19 protein-coding genes and 1 pseudogene are annotated in these 18,857 nt (G+C 53.1%); 8 read left to right on the forward strand and 12 right to left on the reverse strand.

The features are described from left to right. Positions 1–347: 347 nt before the first annotated feature. The 6 genes from ACR3ES_RS23985 to ACR3ES_RS24010 form a co-directional block, all read right to left on the reverse strand. The gene (locus ACR3ES_RS23985; RefSeq protein ID WP_480424840.1) at positions 348–710 is read right to left on the reverse strand and encodes a hypothetical protein; all 363 of its coding nucleotides are present in this window, start codon (positions 708–710) and stop codon (positions 348–350) included. Then, positions 629–1,321 (reverse strand): AAA family ATPase, encoded by a 693-nt coding sequence (locus ACR3ES_RS23990; RefSeq protein WP_480425822.1) that lies wholly within the window; start codon positions 1,319–1,321, stop codon positions 629–631. Before ACR3ES_RS23990 ends, ACR3ES_RS23985 begins: the two co-directional genes overlap by 82 nt. After that, the gene (locus ACR3ES_RS23995; RefSeq protein WP_480425814.1) at positions 1,321–1,752 is read right to left on the reverse strand and encodes a hypothetical protein; all 432 of its coding nucleotides are present in this window, start codon (positions 1,750–1,752) and stop codon (positions 1,321–1,323) included. The genes ACR3ES_RS23990 and ACR3ES_RS23995 overlap by 1 nt, the downstream gene beginning before the upstream one ends. A 189-nt stretch (positions 1,753–1,941) precedes the next feature. After that, the gene (locus ACR3ES_RS24000) at positions 1,942–2,463 is read right to left on the reverse strand and encodes a hypothetical protein (RefSeq protein WP_480425891.1); all 522 of its coding nucleotides are present in this window, start codon (positions 2,461–2,463) and stop codon (positions 1,942–1,944) included. Then, positions 2,456–3,316 carry a toxin C-terminal domain-containing protein gene (locus ACR3ES_RS24005; RefSeq protein ID WP_480425817.1) on the reverse strand — a complete coding sequence of 287 codons (861 nt, stop codon included), beginning with the start codon at positions 3,314–3,316 and terminating at the stop codon, positions 2,456–2,458. The genes ACR3ES_RS24000 and ACR3ES_RS24005 overlap by 8 nt, the downstream gene beginning before the upstream one ends. 39 nt (positions 3,317–3,355) lie before the next feature. After that, positions 3,356–4,204, reverse strand: a complete 849-nt coding sequence (locus ACR3ES_RS24010) for a transglutaminase family protein (protein ID WP_480426239.1) — start codon at positions 4,202–4,204, stop codon at positions 3,356–3,358. A gap of 314 nt (positions 4,205–4,518) precedes the next feature. Here ACR3ES_RS24010 and ACR3ES_RS24015 point away from each other — a divergent pair, with 314 nt between their 5' ends. From ACR3ES_RS24015 to ACR3ES_RS24030, 4 genes are read left to right on the forward strand one after another with little or no spacing between them, the layout of a single operon-like run. Further along, the gene (locus tag ACR3ES_RS24015) at positions 4,519–5,139 is read left to right on the forward strand and encodes a recombinase family protein (protein ID WP_480425820.1); all 621 of its coding nucleotides are present in this window, start codon (positions 4,519–4,521) and stop codon (positions 5,137–5,139) included. Positions 5,140–5,153: 14 nt separating this feature from the next. Continuing rightward, positions 5,154–6,800: a transposase family protein gene (locus ACR3ES_RS24020; RefSeq protein ID WP_480425955.1), complete on the forward strand. Its 1,647-nt coding sequence runs from the start codon at positions 5,154–5,156 to the stop codon at positions 6,798–6,800. Then, positions 6,800–7,492 carry an AAA family ATPase gene (locus ACR3ES_RS24025; RefSeq protein ID WP_480425822.1) on the forward strand — a complete coding sequence of 231 codons (693 nt, stop codon included), beginning with the start codon at positions 6,800–6,802 and terminating at the stop codon, positions 7,490–7,492. Before ACR3ES_RS24020 ends, ACR3ES_RS24025 begins: the two co-directional genes overlap by 1 nt. 38 nt (positions 7,493–7,530) lie before the next feature. After that, positions 7,531–7,773, forward strand: a complete 243-nt coding sequence (locus tag ACR3ES_RS24030; protein ID WP_480493220.1) for a hypothetical protein — start codon at positions 7,531–7,533, stop codon at positions 7,771–7,773. A 110-nt stretch (positions 7,774–7,883) separates the two neighbouring features. Here the strand turns inward: ACR3ES_RS24030 and ACR3ES_RS24035 are convergent. From ACR3ES_RS24035 to ACR3ES_RS24055, 5 genes and pseudogenes are all read right to left on the reverse strand, one after another. Further along, positions 7,884–9,001 (reverse strand): annotated as a pseudogene (locus tag ACR3ES_RS24035) (IS3 family transposase). Positions 9,002–9,824: 823 nt separating this feature from the next. Then, positions 9,825–10,946, reverse strand: coding sequence for a helix-turn-helix domain-containing protein (locus tag ACR3ES_RS24040; RefSeq protein WP_480425825.1), 1,122 nt, complete (start codon positions 10,944–10,946; stop codon positions 9,825–9,827). A gap of 546 nt (positions 10,947–11,492) precedes the next feature. Next, complete coding sequence (locus ACR3ES_RS24045; protein ID WP_480425957.1) at positions 11,493–11,873, reverse strand: VOC family protein; 381 nt, start codon at positions 11,871–11,873, stop codon at positions 11,493–11,495. A gap of 186 nt (positions 11,874–12,059) precedes the next feature. Beyond that, on the reverse strand, positions 12,060–12,461 hold the full coding sequence (locus ACR3ES_RS24050; protein WP_480425827.1) for a PIN domain-containing protein: 402 nt from the start codon (positions 12,459–12,461) through the stop codon (positions 12,060–12,062). Further along, entirely contained in the window at positions 12,462–12,707 is a 246-nt protein-coding gene (locus tag ACR3ES_RS24055) for a type II toxin-antitoxin system Phd/YefM family antitoxin (RefSeq protein WP_480425829.1), read from the reverse strand. A gap of 633 nt (positions 12,708–13,340) precedes the next feature. On the opposite strand from ACR3ES_RS24055, the gene ACR3ES_RS24060 reads away from it, so the two are divergent. Genes ACR3ES_RS24060 through ACR3ES_RS24070 form a run of 3 tightly spaced genes read left to right on the forward strand, consistent with a single transcriptional unit; the run spans position 13,341 to position 16,746 of the window. Further along, entirely contained in the window at positions 13,341–14,243 is a 903-nt protein-coding gene (locus tag ACR3ES_RS24060) for a helix-turn-helix domain-containing protein (protein ID WP_480425831.1), read from the forward strand. 44 nt (positions 14,244–14,287) lie between these two features. Beyond that, positions 14,288–15,667: a ParA family protein gene (locus ACR3ES_RS24065; RefSeq protein ID WP_480425833.1), complete on the forward strand. Its 1,380-nt coding sequence runs from the start codon at positions 14,288–14,290 to the stop codon at positions 15,665–15,667. Further along, positions 15,664–16,746, forward strand: a complete 1,083-nt coding sequence (locus ACR3ES_RS24070) for a hypothetical protein (protein ID WP_480425835.1) — start codon at positions 15,664–15,666, stop codon at positions 16,744–16,746. The genes ACR3ES_RS24065 and ACR3ES_RS24070 overlap by 4 nt, the downstream gene beginning before the upstream one ends. Before the next feature lie 222 nt (positions 16,747–16,968). On the opposite strand, the gene ACR3ES_RS24075 is transcribed toward ACR3ES_RS24070, so the two are convergent. After that, positions 16,969–17,259 (reverse strand): hypothetical protein, encoded by a 291-nt coding sequence (locus tag ACR3ES_RS24075; RefSeq protein WP_480493683.1) that lies wholly within the window; start codon positions 17,257–17,259, stop codon positions 16,969–16,971. Positions 17,260–17,481: 222 nt separating this feature from the next. Between ACR3ES_RS24075 and ACR3ES_RS24080 the strand changes: the two genes are divergently transcribed. Further along, complete coding sequence (locus tag ACR3ES_RS24080) at positions 17,482–18,570, forward strand: hypothetical protein (RefSeq protein WP_480425837.1); 1,089 nt, start codon at positions 17,482–17,484, stop codon at positions 18,568–18,570. Positions 18,571–18,857: the final 287 nt, after the last annotated feature.

Here is an 18,857-nt window from a genome sequence, read left to right on the forward strand (position 1 = left end):
TTCCGGAAAGCGGGGATGTGTTGGCGCGTCGCCGTCGAACAACACGTAGTCGGTATCGAGATCGACCAGAATGGTTCTCAGCGTTTCAGGACAAAACGGGCAATCTTTATAGCCACGCCAAACCAACACACCGGTTGAACCACTGAGGCCCGACGTCCATTCTTGGCTGGCTGTAGCGGCTTGAGATCATAATCCGTTGGGCGCGAGATCATCGCTGTTTCTGGCTCAGATTATTTGAGACTATAATTCGATTTGGGACCACTTTATTTGAGAACGGGCTCAGAATAATTGAGACGGGCTCACATTTCTGAGACTGGGATCGGTGGGGTGAGACCATCCACATGACCTCATAGCGACAACCCCGCCATCCGCATTCGCTCTGCCAATTCGCGGGTCCGCGCGGGTTCAAGCTGCCCGCTCAGGAAGCGTTTGATCTCGGCAGGTTTGGACTGGAACTGATCCGCCAATACCTTCACAGAATAGCCCTGCCGGGTGAGACGTGGCTCCAAGTCATCAAAGTCGGGGGCCAGGGTGGCCGACACAATATCCGGCGTGATTGGTTTCTGGCCGATGCGGAACCCGGCCTCCAATGCCCGGTTTAAATATTCGGCAAACTGTAAGGGTGTGGTCAGGCGCTCTGCCAGTAGGTCCAGCGCCGCCGGTTCGATAATCTCGTCAAGTGGAGCGTCGTCCTCGGTACACTGGTCCAAAAACCAGTCGAGATAGGTTCGGGACTCTTCCCCAATCCTTCGAAGGGCAGGATATCAGTGCGATGCCCGATCTCTTCCATCGTTGGGCGGCGAAGGTCGTTTCGCAGCTTCGGATGGCCGACCAGAATAACGGACAGATTGCCTCCGCCGCGCGCGATCACTTCCATCAGGCGTTTCAGCCCGATCAATGTCTTTCCATGCAGATCATGGGCCTCATCGACAAACAGCGCCACGGGCTTTCCGGAGCGGGCTACCAGCTTCTGAAGTTCTCGTTCCCTCTTTTCACCTTGGGTTGGAATCTTTGGTTCTTTCTCTCGTGAGAGATCGTAGAACAGGGCTGAGATTAGCGTCGGAACGGTCGTGCGGGCTTTGTCCACCGACAGGCTTTCGGCGACAGTGACCTTCTTTTCGCGCGCAATTTCATCTTGCAACCGGTGCAGGAACACAGTCTTGCCGATGCCAACTGGGCCTGTCACAGCGATCAGGCGTCCGGTTCCAATGCCCGCCCGGACGGTGTGGGTGATCTGACGATGGTTCTCGGTCTCATAGAATCCGGCAGCTCGCCAGTCCTTGATCAGCCCATATCGCGCCATGATCTCGGCATTCAGCATTACTCGCTCTCCTCTTCAGCGGCCGGTCGCTTAGGCGAGAACCGGGCAGTTATTCCTTGTTTGATTTCCGTCTTGTCGAGCGTGCGGTCGACAAGATCATTCACGAACGACAGATCCTCGTCTGTCAGGCGGGCCAGCGGCTTGTGCAGCAAATCCGAGACCCCGCGCAGCGCATCCAATCGGCTGCTATAGGTGAACTCTCCATAGGGATCCGGATCGACAAAGGCCTGGCTGGCGAACGGCAGTACGTCTGCGGCTTTGGCCAGGCTTGAATCCAACCCGGCAAGCGCCGATCTGGGCACCGAGATCTTCTGCGCAAGATCTCCGATCCTGTCGGCCCGTGCCTGTGTTTGTGTTTTCTTGGGCTTGCGATAGCGATGCAGCGGGATAGGCCCACCTGTCGGGCGGTATTTGTAGTGGCTTGAGATCATAATCCGTTGGGCGCGAGATTATCGGCATTTCTGGCTCAGATTATTTGAGACTGTAAATCGATTTGGGATCACATTATTTGCGACTGGACTCAGAATAATTGAGACGGGCTCACATTGCTGAGACTGGGATCGGTGGGGTGAGACCATCCGACGCCGTCACAGCGACAACGCTCACCCCGTCGGCTCGTATTACTCTGCAAGAAATTTTTTCACTTCTTGATTATCAATAAACCAGTTGGAAATTCCTAGAATATTGGTGTCTAGATATCCAAAAAATCTTTCTGGGCGGCTTAAATCTAGGAAGTAGAAGGCCAGTTCCTCGCCCTTAGTTCCGTCATCAAATTCGACGAACTTCCGGGTGAGAAAATTCTCTGGTTTTGTGCACACTGGCATAAATCGTTGAGTTAGAAAAATTCCGGTATCAGAGTGCCTTTCTTCCTCAACTTCTTCAGAAGGAATCATCGTATAAAGCCAAAGCCAACCAGTGCCGTCAGCTTCCAGCTGTACATCGGTAAAGAGAGCAGTAACTTGCCGGTTCACAACGGATTGTTGAACGGAGTATTTCCAAAGCGACTCGTACTCGCGCTTGGTGAATGATTGAAGAGACGATGTAAACGTCTCAACAGTGCCTCCCAGTGAAATCTGGCCATTGCAACTAAGCTGACCGGATTCATCTTCCAAGAAAGAAATGAAAAATAAGTCCTTAGTCACCGATACGCACCGTTAAATCTCGATTGAACGTTCCAACTCTACGGCCGCTCCTGTCAAACGCTTTCCACGCTCCACCATTGTGGCCGTCAACATCTCGGGTGATGTATCTACTCCCCTTTTTATAAACGGCTTGACCGTGTGAATTAAATGGGGCTGAGCCTGACCGAACCTTTCTATAGCCTAAACTCTTCGCAACTTTTGTAGCTTCTGCTGTAGTTTGAATTGCAGGATTTGCTGCGGCACTCAAGCTCTTCCTAGCCCTTGGCGCAGTCTTGGCGCCAAGGCCCAAAACCCCTTTTCCAGCGCTTAAGGTAGCTCCGGCAGGAAGTGTTGCCGCGCCATACAACACCCCATCTGCGTTTACGGCTTGCCCAGAAGCACCTGGGGGTTTCGAATAGTCATATGACGAGTATTGCGAAAAATCTCCCGAGGAGCGAAAATTTGTACTGGTATAGTCTCCGTCCGTGACGCCAATTCCTTGAGAGCGCCCATCATAGTGGGCTGGGCCCGTAAAGGTTTGGACGCCGTAATCTTTTCCACCACCGCCATAATTACTTCCGTAGTTGTGTTGCTCATAATCTGGACTGCTGTGGTCAGTCCACGACGTGTGAGTTTCGTAATCTGTGTCTTGGTTGTGGTATCCGGTACTTGTCGATCCGCCGGGATTGTAGGGAACGTTCCCTCCCGGATCAGCCAAGTTTATCGGGTCATTGTGCGAGTAGGCGTAGCGGTTTGTGCCCACCTGTGGGTTAGCAGGGTCATACCAATCTGCCTGAATGAACATCGCCGATGCGTGCGATGAAAACATCGCGAGGATTGTGATCAGAATGAAGTGCTGCAAAATACGGAACATGTGTTCTCTCTAAGCGTGTAATTCTCCGGCGACGCTAGCCTATCTTTGAACAGGACGCCAACCTAAAGTTTCAGCCTTTTCAAATGTGTATTGGTTCACGCGCTGAAGGTAGTCCAGATAAGGGCGCTGATCCTCCGGCACGTCTTGCACGTTTGGGTACTTCTCATGGAACTCCGTGCGCAACAGATGGTAGGCCGCTGTGCCCTTCTTGACCATGATGTAGACAAATTTCGGATAGTGATCGAGCAGGATATCAGCCACCGCCATTGCGTCGTGGTAACGTTGTTTCTGGATGAGGTCTTCGACAACTATGGCGGCGATGACGGCAACAGACTGTTCATTATTCAGGGGAGTCAGGAAGACATCGTTGGAAATCGCTGCATCTGTTATGGGCAGCAGGTTCCGATAATGCTGATCGCGTGTACGGCCAGCTCCACTTGTTGTTTCCAGATTGTGGGTCACGCCTTGATCATCGGTGAATTTCACAAATACATGGAGCGGTGCCATAGCAGGTGTCACATCCAGACCAAGCCTTCGGCCGAGAACAATAAACAGAAATGGCATGGTGATGCAGTTGCCCAGCCTGTCCTGCATGTAATCTGACAAGAGCTTGTTATGGACGTCTAGGCCGTAGGGATCGTCGTGATCGTAGCTGAAAGCATGGCCATTGTTCCATTCTCCGGGCTGGTAGATGTAGCGACGAATAGCCTCGACCTTTTCCCAGCTATCTGCGTTTGGCGGCAACATTGTGCGGATCGTGGCAACCATCTGATCGATCTGGGCGAGTTGCGCCTCCCCATCGATGCTGAGGTCAATCATGCGATCCACTTCAATTTTGACCTGTGCAAAATCGAGAGTGTCCATCTCACGAGAAAACAGGTCTTTCACGTCCGAGCGAATATCGGCCAGAGTGGGGGCTGCAAACAGAGCAAACACCGCAAGTACGGAAAAGAAAAAGCGCATTCGGAGGCCGTATCAAATTCTGGGCCGAAGATTGCACGCAAGACCTTGTGACACAACCCGGCACTGATCGCTCATGATATGAGCCGTCAGCCACAGCATTATCCGCCCGGAAAACGGACGTTTTCCTTGTGGTCCCGGCGGCGGTCACACAGTGCCGCGATAATCACCAGAAAAACCGTTGCGGAAATCATAGTGAGGTTGCATGGTGCATCCTGTCTATTCTGGCGGGGCGAGTTGCCATGCTCATAGGTTATGCACGGGTATCGAAGGCGGACGGGAGCCAGCTCCTTGATTTGCAACGCGATGCACTGATTGAAGCCGGTGTCGATGCCGAGCGCATCTATGAAGACAAGGCATCCGGGCGGAAGGATCATCGGCCCGGACTCGACGCCTGCATCAAAGCGCTTCAGCCGGGTAATTCTCTGGTGATCTGGAAACTGGATCGCCTTGGGCGCGATCTCAAGCATCTTGTAGCAACGGTTGACGACCTACGAGAGCGCGGCGTTGGCCTCCGCGTTCTTTCTGGCGCCGGTGCCGAGATTGATACGACAACCGCGAATGGGCGTCTCGTCTTCGGCATCTTTGCCAGCCTCGCTGAGTTCGAACGGGAACTCATCGCTGAACGCACCCGCGCCGGGCTGGCAGCGGCACGTGCGCGGGGCCGGAAAGGTGGGCGGCCGCGCAAGATGGATGTCACCATGCTGCGCATGGCGATGAAGGCAATGGCGGATCGTGAGACCAACGCTTCAGATCTGGCAAAGCGGCTCGGGATCACCACAACGACGCTTTACGAATACGTAAACGGGGACGGAACCGCGAAAGCGCCTGGTCAGAAACTGCTGGACGGGAATTCCGCATGAGCAAAGACGGCGGCATTCCGGCGGAAGCACTGCTCGATCTGCGCAGACGCCTTGATGATCTTGCACCTCGTGATCCAGGTCGGCGGGTTTTGATCGAAGGCGTTGCCAGCCTCTTCGGTGTTTCTCGGGCCACTGTATATCGCGCGTTGTCAGGGCAATTGCGGCCCAAGGGTCTGCGTCGCGTGGACCGGGGAGAGCCGAGATCTGTGCCTCGTGCCGAATTGGAGCGATACTGCGAGATTATCGCCGCCCTGAAAATTCGCACATCCAACAAGAAGGGGCGGCGCTTGTCGACCGCACGGGCCATCGAGCTTCTGGAGGATCATGGCGTTGAAACGCCAGAAGGTTTGGTTCAGGCCGCAAAGGGACAGTTGAACAAGGCTACGATCAACCGGTATCTCCGTCTCTGGGGATATGATCATGCCCGGATGACCAGGGCGCCAGCCGCTGTCCGGTTTGAAGCTCGAACGTCCAATGCACTCTGGCAGTTTGATATCAGCCCATCTGACCTGAAACAGATCGAGCAACCGTCCTGGATTGACCCAAACCGCAAGGGCCTTCCCGTGCCCATGCTGTTCAGCGTGGTTGATGATCGCTCCGGCACCTCCTTTCAGGAGTATCGCTGCGTCTATGGCGAGGATGTGGAAAGTGGCCTGCGTTTCCTGTTCAACGCGATGGCACCGAAAGAAGGGGATGAAACCCAGCTGCAAGGCATTCCGGAGGCGATTTATCTGGACAATGGCCCCATTGCGAAAAGTGGAATCTTTCATACCGTGATGGAACGGTTAGGCGTTCGCGTGATGACCCATGATCCGGCGGGAAGCGACGGTCGCCGACCAACGGCGCGGTCGAAGGGTAAAGTCGAGCGCCCTTTCCGCACCGTGAAAGAAGCCCACGAAACGCTGTATCACTTCCACAAACCGGGAACTGAGGCGGAAGCTAATGCCTGGTTGGCTCGCTTCATTGGCCAGTATAATGCCCAGCCCCATCGTCGTGAACCGCACAGCCGGATTGAGGACTGGGTGAAGAACTTGCCCTCAACGGGTATCCGACAAATGTGTTCCTGGGAACGGTTCTGTACATTTGCGCGTGAACCGGAAACCCGCAAGGTTGCCGGGGATGCCCGCATTCGCGTTGATGGCGCGTTCTACGAGGTTGATCCCGATCTGGCGGGTGAGGCTGTCACCCTCTGGTGGGGTTTGTTTGATCACGAGCTGTTCGTTGAGTGGAACGACAAGCGCTTTGGCCCCTACCGCCCGACAGGTGGGCCTATCCCGCTGCATCGCTATCGCAAGCCCAAGAAAACACAAACACAGGCACGGGCCGACAGGATCGGAGATCTTGCGCAGAAGATCTCGGTGCCCAGATCGGCGCTTGCCGGGTTGGATTCAAGCCTGGCCAAAGCCGCAGACGTACTGCCGTTCGCCAGCCAGGCCTTTGTCGATCCGGATCCCTATGGAGAGTTCACCTATAGCAGCCGATTGGATGCGCTGCGCGGGGTCTCGGATTTGCTGCACAAGCCGCTGGCCCGCCTGACAGACGAGGATCTGTCGTTCGTGAATGATCTTGTCGACCGCACGCTCGACAAGACGGAAATCAAACAAGGAATAACTGCCCGGTTCTCGCCTAAGCGACCGGCCGCTGAAGAGGAGAGCGAGTAATGCTGAATGCCGAGATCATGGCGCGATATGGGCTGATCAAGGACTGGCGAGCTGCCGGATTCTATGAGACCGAGAACCATCGTCAGATCACCCACACCGTCCGGGCGGGCATTGGAACCGGACGCCTGATCGCTGTGACAGGCCCAGTTGGCATCGGCAAGACTGTGTTCCTGCACCGGTTGCAAGATGAAATTGCGCGCGAAAAGAAGGTCACTGTCGCCGAAAGCCTGTCGGTGGACAAAGCCCGCACGACCGTTCCGACGCTAATCTCAGCCCTGTTCTACGATCTCTCACGAGAGAAAGAACCAAAGATTCCAACCCAAGGTGAAAAGAGGGAACGAGAACTTCAGAAGCTGGTAGCCCGCTCCGGAAAGCCCGTGGCGCTGTTTGTCGATGAGGCCCATGATCTGCATGGAAAGACATTGATCGGGCTGAAACGCCTGATGGAAGTGATCGCGCGCGGCGGAGGCAATCTGTCCGTTATTCTGGTCGGCCATCCGAAGCTGCGAAACGACCTTCGCCGCCCAACGATGGAAGAGATCGGGCATCGCACTGATATCCTGCCCTTCGAAGGATTGGGGAAGAGTCCCGAACCTATCTCGACTGGCTTTTGGACCAGTGTACCGAGGACGACGCTCCACTTGACGAGATTATCGAACCGGCGGCGCTGGACCTACTGGCAGAGCGCCTGACCACACCCTTACAGTTTGCCAAATATTTAAACCGGGCATTGGAGGCCGGGTTCCGCATCGGCCAGAAACCAATCACGCCGGATATTGTGTCGGCCACCCTGGCCCCCGACTTTGATGACTTGGAGCCACGTCTCACCCGGCAGGGCTATTCTGTGAAGGTATTGGCGGATCAGTTCCAGTCCAAACCTGCCGAGATCAAACGCTTCCTGAGCGGGCAGCTTGAACCCGCGCGGACCCGCGAATTGGCAGAGCGAATGCGGATGGCGGGGTTGTCGCTATGAGGTCATGTGGATGGTCTCACCCCACCGATCCCAGTCTCAGAAATGTGAGCCCGTCTCAATTATTCTGAGCCCGTTCTCAAATAAAGTGGTCCCAATGTCCAGCCCCAATTCTATGGGCCAGTTTTGAGCAAGGTTTCTGGAACGGGCGGTCGCATGTTTAGAGCCTGATGGGGTCTGACACGATTGTACTGTCTAAGCCAGGTATTGATGACGATCTGAGCCTGTTTGGTGGTGTGGAACCATTCTGCGTTGAGGACTTCCCGGCGCAGAGTGCCATTGAAGCGCTCGTTGTATCCATTCTCCCAAGGTGATCCCGGGTAGATTTGGATCGGCTTAATGCCCACCTTTCTTAACCAGGTCTGCAGGGCCGTTGCGATGAACTCCGCGCCGTTGTCGGAACGGATGTGTTCGGGCTTCCCGTGCCGCAATAAGAGTGGGTAGAGCGCATCCAGCACGTCTGCGCTGTTCATCTTCGGCTTGACCGCTACGCAGAGCGCCTCACGGGTATACTCATCCAGCACCGTCAGCATCTTGTAGCTCTGTCCGTTGCTCAGCTTGTCGTGGACAAAGTCAATGCTCCAGATGTGATTGGGATGTTGCGGTCGGAGCCGGATGATCGAGCTGTCCTTGTGGTACAGCCGTTTGCGTTTCTTGTGCCGTTGTGGGAGCTGCAAGCCTTCTTCGCGCCATAGTCGTTCGATCTTTTTATGATTGACTGCCCAGCCTTCGACACGCAGCAGCTCGGCGACCTTGCGGTAGCCGTAGCGCCCATACCGTTTGGCCAATCGGATCATCGCCAGACGTAACGCCTCATCATCCTTTGGCGCTGCGCGGTATTGCAGCGTGCTCCGCGCCAATCCAATCACGCGACAGGTGCGCCGTTCAGAGGTTGCCAGCTTTTGTCGGGTGTGGACCACGGCCTGACGAAGCTGGTCTGCCGTCAGGCCTTTGGCTTTAGATAATCAAGGCTCTCCTTGAGAATGAGTTTGTCCAGTTCAAGCTCAGCCACGATTTTCTTGAGCCGATCATTCTCTTTCTGCAGCGCCTTCAGATTGGCCATCTCAGATCGTCCCATCCCACCAAACCGCTTGCGCCATGTGTAATAGGTCGCATCACTGACACCAGCCGTTCTGCACGCCGTCGCGACATCCGAACCAGATGCCAGGCCCAGCTCAATCTCGCGCAAAAGCCGCAGAATATCTTCGTCCGAATACCGTTTCCGCGCCATCAATCCCGTCTCCAAAACTAAGCCAACTGTGGCACAGTTTTAGGGGGCCAAGACACCAAATCGAATTATAGTCTCAAATAATCTGAGCCAGAAACAGCGATGATCTCGCGCCCAACGGATTATGATCTCAAGCCGCTACAGCTACGCAGGAGGTCTAGTATCTGAGAAATTTCAGTTGCAATCGGGTTTGTTCGCACTGCGAGTTCCACATGATTTGAGAGCGTCAACCGCTGGGCCTATGGAGGTCACATGCGGAATCCGTTTTTCTGGGGGGAGGGCACGGTGGCTTGCGAAGGTTTTTCAGCGGAACACATAGCCCCCGACCAAGACTCTCAACATCCCACAACTTGACCATCCAAAAGACTGTCACGCTCGGATCTGGGTTTGGAAACTAAGGCGTTGCGTGACGCGGCAAAAACACGTTCTCCATCAACACCGCGCCACGCCGTGCTCGAGGGAGCATTCATGAATTTTCGGACATATTGGGATCGAAAGCCAATACCGATGCACTATCGGGCCATAGCGACTAACTATGGCAGATGTCACCATCTCTTGCGCCAGGCCTTCACACCTCACACCAAAAAGAGGTTTAACAGGCCCCCTGCCCTTTTACCGGCGCCTGTGTCGTGAAATCGTTTGTCCCGGTGATGATCTGTTACAGCTTGTCACGTCTAAGCTTCCAGCGCGATGTCAAACTCTGGATCTGAACTTGTTTTTCCCGTGAAAACTGGCGGCACACACATTTCTCCATATTGTAGGTCTCCACTAGGCACAGTGAATTCGACAGCCTGATGGCACTAGCAAAACGAGGGTCCTGAAGCATTCAACTATGGCTGCTCAAAAAAACCGGGCCTTCAGATACCGAAGACACACAACTTGTAGACTTGCACAAGTGGTCAAGCAGCGTTGGGGAGCTGGTATTCCGCTGGACAATCTCGGCTGGGGTGCAGTCACGGGCTTCCCTGGGGCTGAAGCCATAATGCTCTTTGAATTGCCGACTGAAGAGAGGCATGTTTGTGAAACCGTGCTCGTATGCAATTGTGCTGACCAGCCTTAGATCTGTTTCATCTGATAAGGCCGTGTAACAAGCCTGAAGTCGGACGGTCTTGATGTACTTCGCAACGCCACCTTGCTCCTCAAAAACGTTGTAGAGCGTGCGGCGGGACATACCCAGTGACTTGCAAATGAAATCTACGCTGAGTTCCGGTCGTTGTATGTTCTTACGGATGAACTTCTGGGCGATCGTGAGCCGGCTCGCATTCAGGGCCGGTGTAGCACTATGAAGATTGTCTGCCGTTGGCTCGAGCGACGCCGCAAGAAGATCGGAAAAGGACCTTGCGAGAATTTGCTTTTGATCTTCCGAAATCGATTGCGCTTCATCGACGAGCGTAGAGATAAACGTTCTGAGGAGCCCTGTCAGGGGGCCGTTGAACACCGACAAATTGGCGTAATCGAGAGACGGCGCCATCCAGGAAAACTTATCACGATTAAGCCCCACAAACACAAGGCTTCGTCCTTCCCAACGTGACTTCCATGGTTGGTCATAAGAGACGAGCATTAAATCCCCTGTCTTTGTTTTTACCGAACGGTCACTGAATTCATCGTAGCGACATCCATCTCGAACGAACCAGATTGCCCAATTGTCGAGACCGGACTTCCGGACCAGTTCATTCGTTCTTTCGCTAAGGCTTGGTTCAGATTCCCAATCAATAATATCTATCCCGCCGAGGTCGAAAGCTGAAAACCTGGCGCGATGTCCATGGCTGATTGAAAGGGGCTTCTTGAGGTCACAGAATGGGGCGACTACCTGTGAAGTTGCATCGAATTGATGCTGGGTATCAAAATCGAGTGTTGAGTATTTTATCAGTCCTATTGAGTTTTTCTTGTTTTCCATTGGACCAAAACCGCATCGCGTGTTCTGCTGTGGGCGGATGTTCGGAACCATCCGCCTGTTTCGTTCTTTCGGGATCCTCACGACCCGAGGTCCCAGGTGTTGCAGTCAACCCAAACGAGAAGTGGGCTGTTCCGTGGCTTGTTAGTAAGCCAGAATAGTTCCTGGGTCTTAAGTCGGTCTTTGGAGCGTACTGGCTCAAAGGCGTCGCCCCGGGTCTCAAATGTGCCCGAGCCCGGTGATACGATAGCCAGTAACAACAAGATGTGTGCGCCGGCGTTTGGTAGTATTCCAGCCCGAGCCGCGAAATCAGTAACTACTTCAGATGGGGCAGTTTAGTATGCCTGGAATAGGCCACGTCCCAAAAAAGGTCTCTCAGTCGCCTAACTGGTCACGAACTTGAAAGCTTTCCTGCTCCGTTTGGTAACGTCCATGTAGTAGGTTGTGGGTCTGGCGATTTTCCTGTTCGGGATTTTGTTCTTCGTCGGGGTCAGAGTTCAAAGCTGTGAGCATCTCAAGACGGTCTTCCAGGCACCAGTCATCGATTGGATCGGAGTCTATCTCGTCGATCGCGTTACAAATGCCCCGTCAACCAAGTTTTCATAATTCTCGATTGCTGACTTCGACAAGATTGCCGTCTGGGTCGCGAAAGTAGACCGAAGTTAGTTTGCCAACCGCACCGGACTTCTCTGCAGGCCCTTCGACGATTGCAACACCATGAGACTGCAGTTGAGCAACGACATCTTCCATTGGATACTCGGTCAGGACACAGAAATTGCCGCTGCCCGGAACTGTCTTCTCAGCGAGCTTGGGCAGATCGGTCGCATCCTGGATACTGATCTTGTTTGACCCAAAATGAAGCGACCACTTCCCCGGGCGCTCTTCGAGCACTGTCATGCCCAGAACGCGCTCGTAGAATTCTAGGGAGACGTCGACGTCGTGACCGCAGAGAACGATGTGATCGAAGCCATAGATGTACATGATCAAACCTTATCCAGCTTAACATCATCGGGCAGACATCAGCGCCAGAACAAACTGATCTCTTTCTGTGCCACTCAGGTATGTGTAGTGTTCAATACGAAGGCGTCTAGGGTCTGCTGCAGAACAACTGATTTTTTGAGCGCTGTTGAAGAAGGCCCCCTGCGCGGCCTCCTCTGCCTTGGTCGTTCAGAACGGGTTTTCCAGTTCCACCCCGGTGAGTGCAAAATCTTCCAGATTGCGGGTCACCACCGTGGCCCCGTGATGCAGCGCGGTGGCCGCAATCATCAGGTCCGCGCCCGTATGGCCGATACTGGCGCTCAACCGGCCCCAGATACGCGCCTCTTCCGCACCGAAATCCAGAATTCGATCGGCGAAGATAAGAGTGGTGCGATCGAGCCAAAGCCTCAGATCGTTTGCGAAGTTCGGATCACGCCGGTCCTGCAACCTGATGCCGCGCTCGATCTCGCCGATAGTGATCGCGCTGAGAAAGAGCGAGGTCTCCAGCTTTTCCTGCAACCAGGTCGCCACTTGTGGGGCCCTTTCCGGCCGCCGAACCGCCGAGAGCACATTGGTGTCGATGATATACATTCAGAAGGTCGCGTCGCGTGGTGTGACCTGCGCCCGGTCTACGTCCTGGCCGGGAAAGGCCAGCAGATGTTCGGCAAAGCTTTCGCGGGATTCCACCGCATCCGCTACTAGATGTTTGTAATCTTCGGCGCTCACCACCACCACGGCCGGCTTGCCGCGGCGGCTCACTTCCTGCGGCGTGCCGGCAAGTGCCGCGTCAACCACGGCAGAGAACTTGTTCTTGGCGTCTTGAAGCGTCCAGACCATGTGAGTCTCCAATATATATCTAGCTATATAGCTAGCCAGTTAAGGGAATTCAAGCTATGTCGCACCCGTTGGCCCGACATGGTTCTGATGGAATGGACATCCTCTGATGCGACTAAGAGGGCAGGGTCAGGTTCGTGTGTCGTTCATCAGAACAACTTCAACAAGAGAACTACTTTGCCTACTTGGCAACGAATTCGAGTCGCAGATGTAGTAGATCAAATCAGTGTTAGAGACTGATTTAGTGTCTAATCCGATTCTGATTTAGGTCTTAGTGGTCAAAAATCCCTGAAGGATTGTCTAATGTATTCAGCGGGTTAAATGACTAAACTATTTTAAAATCAATGGGTTACAAGCCAGTCTTCTAAGACTCTTGATTTATACATCCTTTTTAGGGCACAAATGAAGTTAAAAGAACGAATAAGGCCGATACTGGCTATGAGGCAAAATGAGGCGAGCTACATGATTTTCTGACACCCAAAAAACGAGAGAAGCCACTCAGTTGCAGCTGAGTGGCCTCTAAAATCAAAGTCACCTTGTGAGTAACCTGACTGTTTCATCAACTTCAGGATAGCAAGGTCTGTTTTCCACCGCAAGGACAAGTTGCAGCTTGGATTGCGGTAAAGGAGATGTTTTGTGTCCAAAGCAGCTATAAAACTTGACCCTTCGAAAGGCTTTGTCGCAATTCCTGCGCAAATTCTGGAAATTCCAATGTCGTCTGGCGCAAAGGCTGTACTGATCGACTTGTGCAACCTTGCTGACAGCAATGGGAATGCCTGGCCATCTCTACGGTACTTGGCAGATCGTATCCAACGTTCTAAGGGGTCGATCTCTACCTACCTGAAAGAGCTGCGCGATCTTGGGCTAGTCGAAACAGTTCGTCGGAAGATGCCGTCCGGATATGACTATAAACTCGAATTTCTGGTCACCTTTTGGGCGGAGTGGATTTCCATTAGATCCAGAAACGTCGTGAAGCCTGTTCAAAAGACTGAACGCAGCAATCAGCAGGCTAAACGCCCGACTTCGTCTATACACAAAATCCAAAATACACATACTATCTCCCCGCCAAGTGCGGAGAAGTGTGAAGTAAAATCAGTTTATGAAGAATGGTCTGATTGCACCCGAGGAACACCATACGGACAATTCAACCGTCCAGTTACAACTGATCTGATCAGACAAACAGAGAAAGCACTCATCGGTTTTACGCCAGATCGAGAAGCAGATGTGTCCGCGGACACAAAACACAAACTTCAGCATCTTTGGAGAGACTTGAAGGTCGCGATTTCCCAACAAGCCTTGGAAGAAGAGGTGTCATTAATCAACGTCAAACAAATGTGTCAGGAATCAATTCGAAGCTTGCTGGAGGATATTCGCGCAACCTGGAAACCATTCTGGAAGAAGCCCCCTACCCCGCTTCAGTTTGAGAAAATGATTTTAGATGCAAAGGCCAAGAACCCGGAAGCCGCAATGAAAAAACTCATCTTTATGCATTACGTTTCGTGGAAAAGAGCCCAAAAAGAGTTGCATAAAGCTGCGTAATGCGACTAATCTCAAATCAAAGATCTCATAGAGGATGAGGCGTTATGAGCAGTGATATTGCCGTTGTGTCCACGGACACAAATTCAGAAAGCGCAACAAACCAAGGCGATTTCAAACAATTTATCGACGGTATGGTTGATGTGATGGGTGCCGTGAATACGCGCCTTCAGCGCGATCTAACGATGCGCAACCGGGTTTCGCGCCGCTTCTCAAAAAGAGAAATGTCTGAGCTCCTGGGTGTCGACAAGACGTACATTGACCACGTAGCTCGGACGGAAGATGGCTTCCCGGAAGGTGAGAGATCTGGTCGTGAAGTTACATTTTCTCCAGCTGAGATCATGCTCGCCCGGGCGATGATGGGGACTAAGACACATCTCAAGCGGCAGCATATCCACTGGCGCCAGCCAGGTGACCCACTTAAGGTCGTGTGTGTAGGTGCACAAAAGGGCGGAACTGGCAAGTCACTCACAGCGGCACACTTGGCCCAGTATATGCATTTGGTTTATGGGCTTCGAGTTGGCGTAATCGATTCCGACCCACAGTCCACAATCAGCCTATATTTTGCCGGCGAAGATACACCGCTCTTCGATCCTGAACTACAAACACTTGCCGATTTCATGGGGGTTGAGAATCCCGGGGCCCCTGCCCCAACCAATCACAGCCCGGACGAGCTCGAGGCAATGTGGCAACCTACCCCATGGCAAGGCATTCGCTTGCTCCCAGGCGGCGGAAACATCCTTATGGGAGACGTTGCGCTCTTCTTCATGTCGCAAGGCAACCACAAGAAAGTCTACCGGATTCTCAAGGACGCGATTGCGCGTTGGGATGCAGGGTGTGGCCCAAAGACGGCAACATCTGACCTTCGCAATGAAGATGGGAGCTTCAACTATGAGGCATACCACAGAGCACTTGAAGAGACCGTTGATGTTATCATTATCGACCAGCAACCAAGTATCACGTTGATGCAGGTAAATGGCGTTGTGTCCGCGGACACACTCATCATTCCCCAAACAATGCGAGGCTTCGACCTGTCCACTTTGACGACCTATGCCGATGGATTGAGCGACTACATGGACTTCATCCATACCTATGATCCGGAGTTGAAAGTGGGCTCAGGTGGTCACGTTGTCCTTCCGACCATTGTACAACGACATGACCAGGACTTGATCCAAATTCAGGACATGTACCAGCGTGCTCCGGACAAGGTGCTACCAGTCTGGTACTGGAGGTCTGACGCAATCAGCAACGCGGCTGAACAATATAAGTCGATCTATGAATACACGCCGCCAGCTTCTCGGAAAGCATCCGCAAGAGCCTTCCTGGAAAACGCCAACGCGGTGAACGACGCGTTGTGTAGAAGGATCTTTCCACATTTACCAGAGCGAGGCTTTCAGGAGAAGTTCATTGAGGAGGCATGGGGATGACGAAATTCAAACCTTCAATGGGTCCCGCCGCTGGCAAAATGACCGCACCTGACACCGTTGTGTCCGCGGACACAACTGAACAGAAACAACCTAAATCCCGCCCGGCAAATCCTCTAAAGGCAAGCTCCTCAGCTGCATACAAAGACGAAATCCGCAATCTTGCGAGCGTGAACAACAAACTGTCGGAAGATAACACCCAGCTGAGTCAATCTATCCAGAAGAGCCGCGAAGATAGACTCGAGGCCATTCTGAGCTCCAAGGTCCCATTGGAGCTCGATCCAGGCCTTATCTTTGATGAGGTATCCTCGGACCGCATTCTGGAGAACGGGCCGGAAGATCGATTTGAAACTCTGGTTGAAGACATTAGAGAAAGCGAGCAGAGACAGCCTATTCGAGTACGAATTAAATACGAAGGCGAGGTCGAAGCTGATGTCCTTGCTTTCCTACTTGGAGAGACAGATGTGGCCCCAAAGGGCCTCAATTTTATCATTCAATCCGGCAGGCGTCGTCGGGCTGCATGCATCAAGCTAAAGCGCAACGTACTGGCGTTTGTGTCCGCGGACACAAATGACCTTTCGCCGCGCCAGGATGATCTTCTTGAAAGATTCAGAGAGAATACACTGCGTGAGGATCTAAAAGGTCTGGAGCTATTGCTGTCCATCGCCGAGATTGCCAATGCGTTCCCCAAAAAATCACAGCAAGACATTGCCGATCTCCTGTCGATCCCACGAGACCGCGTTTCCAGAGCAAAAGATGCAAAAGCCATGGAGAAAGATCTCTTCGAGTTTGCCGGATCCGAAATCTACACAATGCCTTTGAGAGATATTCGGGCGGTAATCCCTAAGGTAAAGAGATGGATTGAAGCTGGCCGCCCGGATTTGCCTGCTAAACCTCAAAAACCTGAAAGGGTCAGCGCAACTCGGGAAAAGGGTAGGGCGATCCTGTCGAACGGAATGACGATTACAGCGGGGCGGGGAGGGTCGATTAAGATATCAATGGAAGACGGATCTAAGCCGGATGCGGAGCAACTTGAGTGGATCCTGGATGCTATTGCCAAAGGGGCAGGACGAGTCGGATGATTCAATAGCTTCATCCCTTATTTCGATCTTAAAAAATCGTATGCGATGATCGGGTCTGGCCAACACCGGTCCCTACGGTTCAATAGCAGCTAGGATGCGTTTCTAAGAAACGAATGAGTATACCTATAGTTCTACTGCGTAACGTGCAAAATCAAGCCTGTTTGCATACTATCACCCTGATTGGTGGATGTTGGGAGCTAATTGTGTTTTCTCATACTCGCCCTAGTGTTTGTCCGCGCCCGGTTCGGGCCATCCGGACAACCTGTCCGGTGCAGGCACGTCGTGGTGTTCCAACCACTCTTTGATTTCGGCCCAGTAATCCTGTGACCTAGCCGTATAGCGACGTTCGTACAATTTTGCGATCCGACGCTCCAGGCGGCGCCACCATTGCAGTTTAATCCTCAGTCCGTGGATTTTCGACCAGGCACGCACAGCTGCTTGCCAGTCGTCGGCACGGTGGGACTCAAGTTGTTTGTGAAGGTCGAAGGGGATTCGGTTAGGCCAGGATGTCATATGGAACAATTGGCGAACTTCTTTGGTTTGTCCAAATGAATTTTGCCGATAAGCTTTGGCCGCGCTGAAAAACAGAAGCCTCCCAGGCGCAGACCCAATCATAGCTGATGTATATTTATTTATAGGATTGGAGTATTTCCGAATACTGCAACCCGGTTCTAGTGTCAGGCAATAAACGAAGTAATCGCTAAAAAATCGCCAATAAGGTGAGAGTGAGATGCGGTGCGACCTGTCAAAACTGTTGCTGTAGCCTTCATGCCCCTCATCGCTATTGAAGCATCAGCAGACTGCTGGGATTTTCCTGTCCCTTTCAATGCTTCCAAAGTCCAGACAGCCGAGATCGTCGTGGACAAAGGACATGTGGCTGTAGGGTTTCCTGATATTGGACGCGCCTTCATTGTCTCGGTCAATCTTTCGGAGACCATTGAACTGCATCTTCCACGCGGCGACGTGTTTGCCGGTGGGCCCGGTTTCGGTCGTTCTGTGGCTCTTGATAGTGACATCGTTGCAATTGGTGCTGCCCGCATCGATAGCCATGGTACAGGTGTCGAGCAGCCGGCAGGGGTTTTTCATACCGGCGCAGTTTATGCCTTTGATGTCTCGAGCGGCGCGTTGCTTTGGCACGTTCAGTCAGACAAAGAACGAGCTTTCGGTCATTCGGTCTTCATTAACGCTGACGGCGTCGCCTTTGGTGTCTTCGAAGCGCCCGAGCTTGATGGTAGATTGCTTCGGTTACATCACGTGGCCCGCGGCGCCATCGAAATGTGGTCAAGAGAGGGTGAACCCCTTGATCTCATTCACGGACCGTCGGACATGCGAGGGTTCGGTGCAGAGCTTTCGGGCAGCGCATCCGTGTTCACTATTGCTGCCAGTGCGGATACCCTGAACATCTGGATGCTGATGCCGCGAGCGGGAACAGCGATCCAGCATGCTTCCATACTGTCCACGCTCAATAGAATGCCGGTTGGGAACCTTACTGCGGAAGGTTCGACTGTAGCGATCTCTGCCGGCGGCGGTTTCGCTGCAGCTGACGGTCGGACTCTCCTGATGGTTCAGGGACATTCACCTTACGAGATAGTAGGGGGAGGGCCGCTGGCCCTGTCTGAAGACCGACTTTCGGTTCTGGTTCAGTCAGCGCCCGAAGACCAGCCCTTCAACCAACTCGTTGTGTACGATATCGCGAACAAAGGCACTCTGGCTGAAGTTGTGAAGATTAATCACGTGGTAGGAGCTGCCCTGGAAGGGGTGACCCTGTTCGCGGTTTTGGCGGAACCGGGAGCCCCGATGAGGCTTTGCAAACTGACAACTTAGCTAGACAGGCCGTTACTCCATGGCAGCTACTGGCTCACATGGGCTAACAACGATTACAGGGCCTTCAGGTTTGAACGCCAATACCACGGCGGTTCACGTGCCAAATACAGCATGAACGACTTCAGGCTACAGCATTTTTAAGAACTTGCCCGGTTCAGCGCGCGCGACTTCGGCTGACTTTTCCGACGGCAGGCCGCATCACGTTACTCGTTATGTCGGGCTCGAAGTTCAATACCGATACGCTATCGCAGTATAGCTGATAACTATTGTTAATGTAGCTGTCTCTT

The sequence above is a fragment of the Ruegeria sp. B1 genome, from assembly GCF_056535885.1.

Excerpts from the sequence above, each read along its gene's own strand:
- ACR3ES_RS24025 (WP_480425822.1), top strand. The coding sequence starts at position 6,800 with ATGCTGAATGCCGAGATCATGGCGCGATATGGGCTGATCAAGGACTGG.
- ACR3ES_RS24050 (WP_480425827.1), bottom strand. The coding sequence starts at position 12,461 with ATGTATATCATCGACACCAATGTGCTCTCGGCGGTTCGGCGGCCGGAA.
- ACR3ES_RS23990 (WP_480425822.1), bottom strand. The coding sequence starts at position 1,321 with ATGCTGAATGCCGAGATCATGGCGCGATATGGGCTGATCAAGGACTGG.
- ACR3ES_RS24045 (WP_480425957.1), bottom strand. The coding sequence starts at position 11,873 with ATGTACATCTATGGCTTCGATCACATCGTTCTCTGCGGTCACGACGTC.
- ACR3ES_RS24040 (WP_480425825.1), bottom strand. The coding sequence starts at position 10,946 with ATGGTTCCGAACATCCGCCCACAGCAGAACACGCGATGCGGTTTTGGT.
- ACR3ES_RS24065 (WP_480425833.1), top strand. The coding sequence starts at position 14,288 with ATGAGCAGTGATATTGCCGTTGTGTCCACGGACACAAATTCAGAAAGC.
- ACR3ES_RS24005 (WP_480425817.1), bottom strand. The coding sequence starts at position 3,316 with ATGTTCCGTATTTTGCAGCACTTCATTCTGATCACAATCCTCGCGATG.
- ACR3ES_RS23995 (WP_480425814.1), bottom strand. The coding sequence starts at position 1,752 with ATGATCTCAAGCCACTACAAATACCGCCCGACAGGTGGGCCTATCCCG.
- ACR3ES_RS24075 (WP_480493683.1), bottom strand. The coding sequence starts at position 17,259 with ATGACATCCTGGCCTAACCGAATCCCCTTCGACCTTCACAAACAACTT.
- ACR3ES_RS24055 (WP_480425829.1), bottom strand. The coding sequence starts at position 12,707 with ATGGTCTGGACGCTTCAAGACGCCAAGAACAAGTTCTCTGCCGTGGTT.
- ACR3ES_RS24015 (WP_480425820.1), top strand. The coding sequence starts at position 4,519 with ATGCTCATAGGTTATGCACGGGTATCGAAGGCGGACGGGAGCCAGCTC.
- ACR3ES_RS24070 (WP_480425835.1), top strand. The coding sequence starts at position 15,664 with ATGACGAAATTCAAACCTTCAATGGGTCCCGCCGCTGGCAAAATGACC.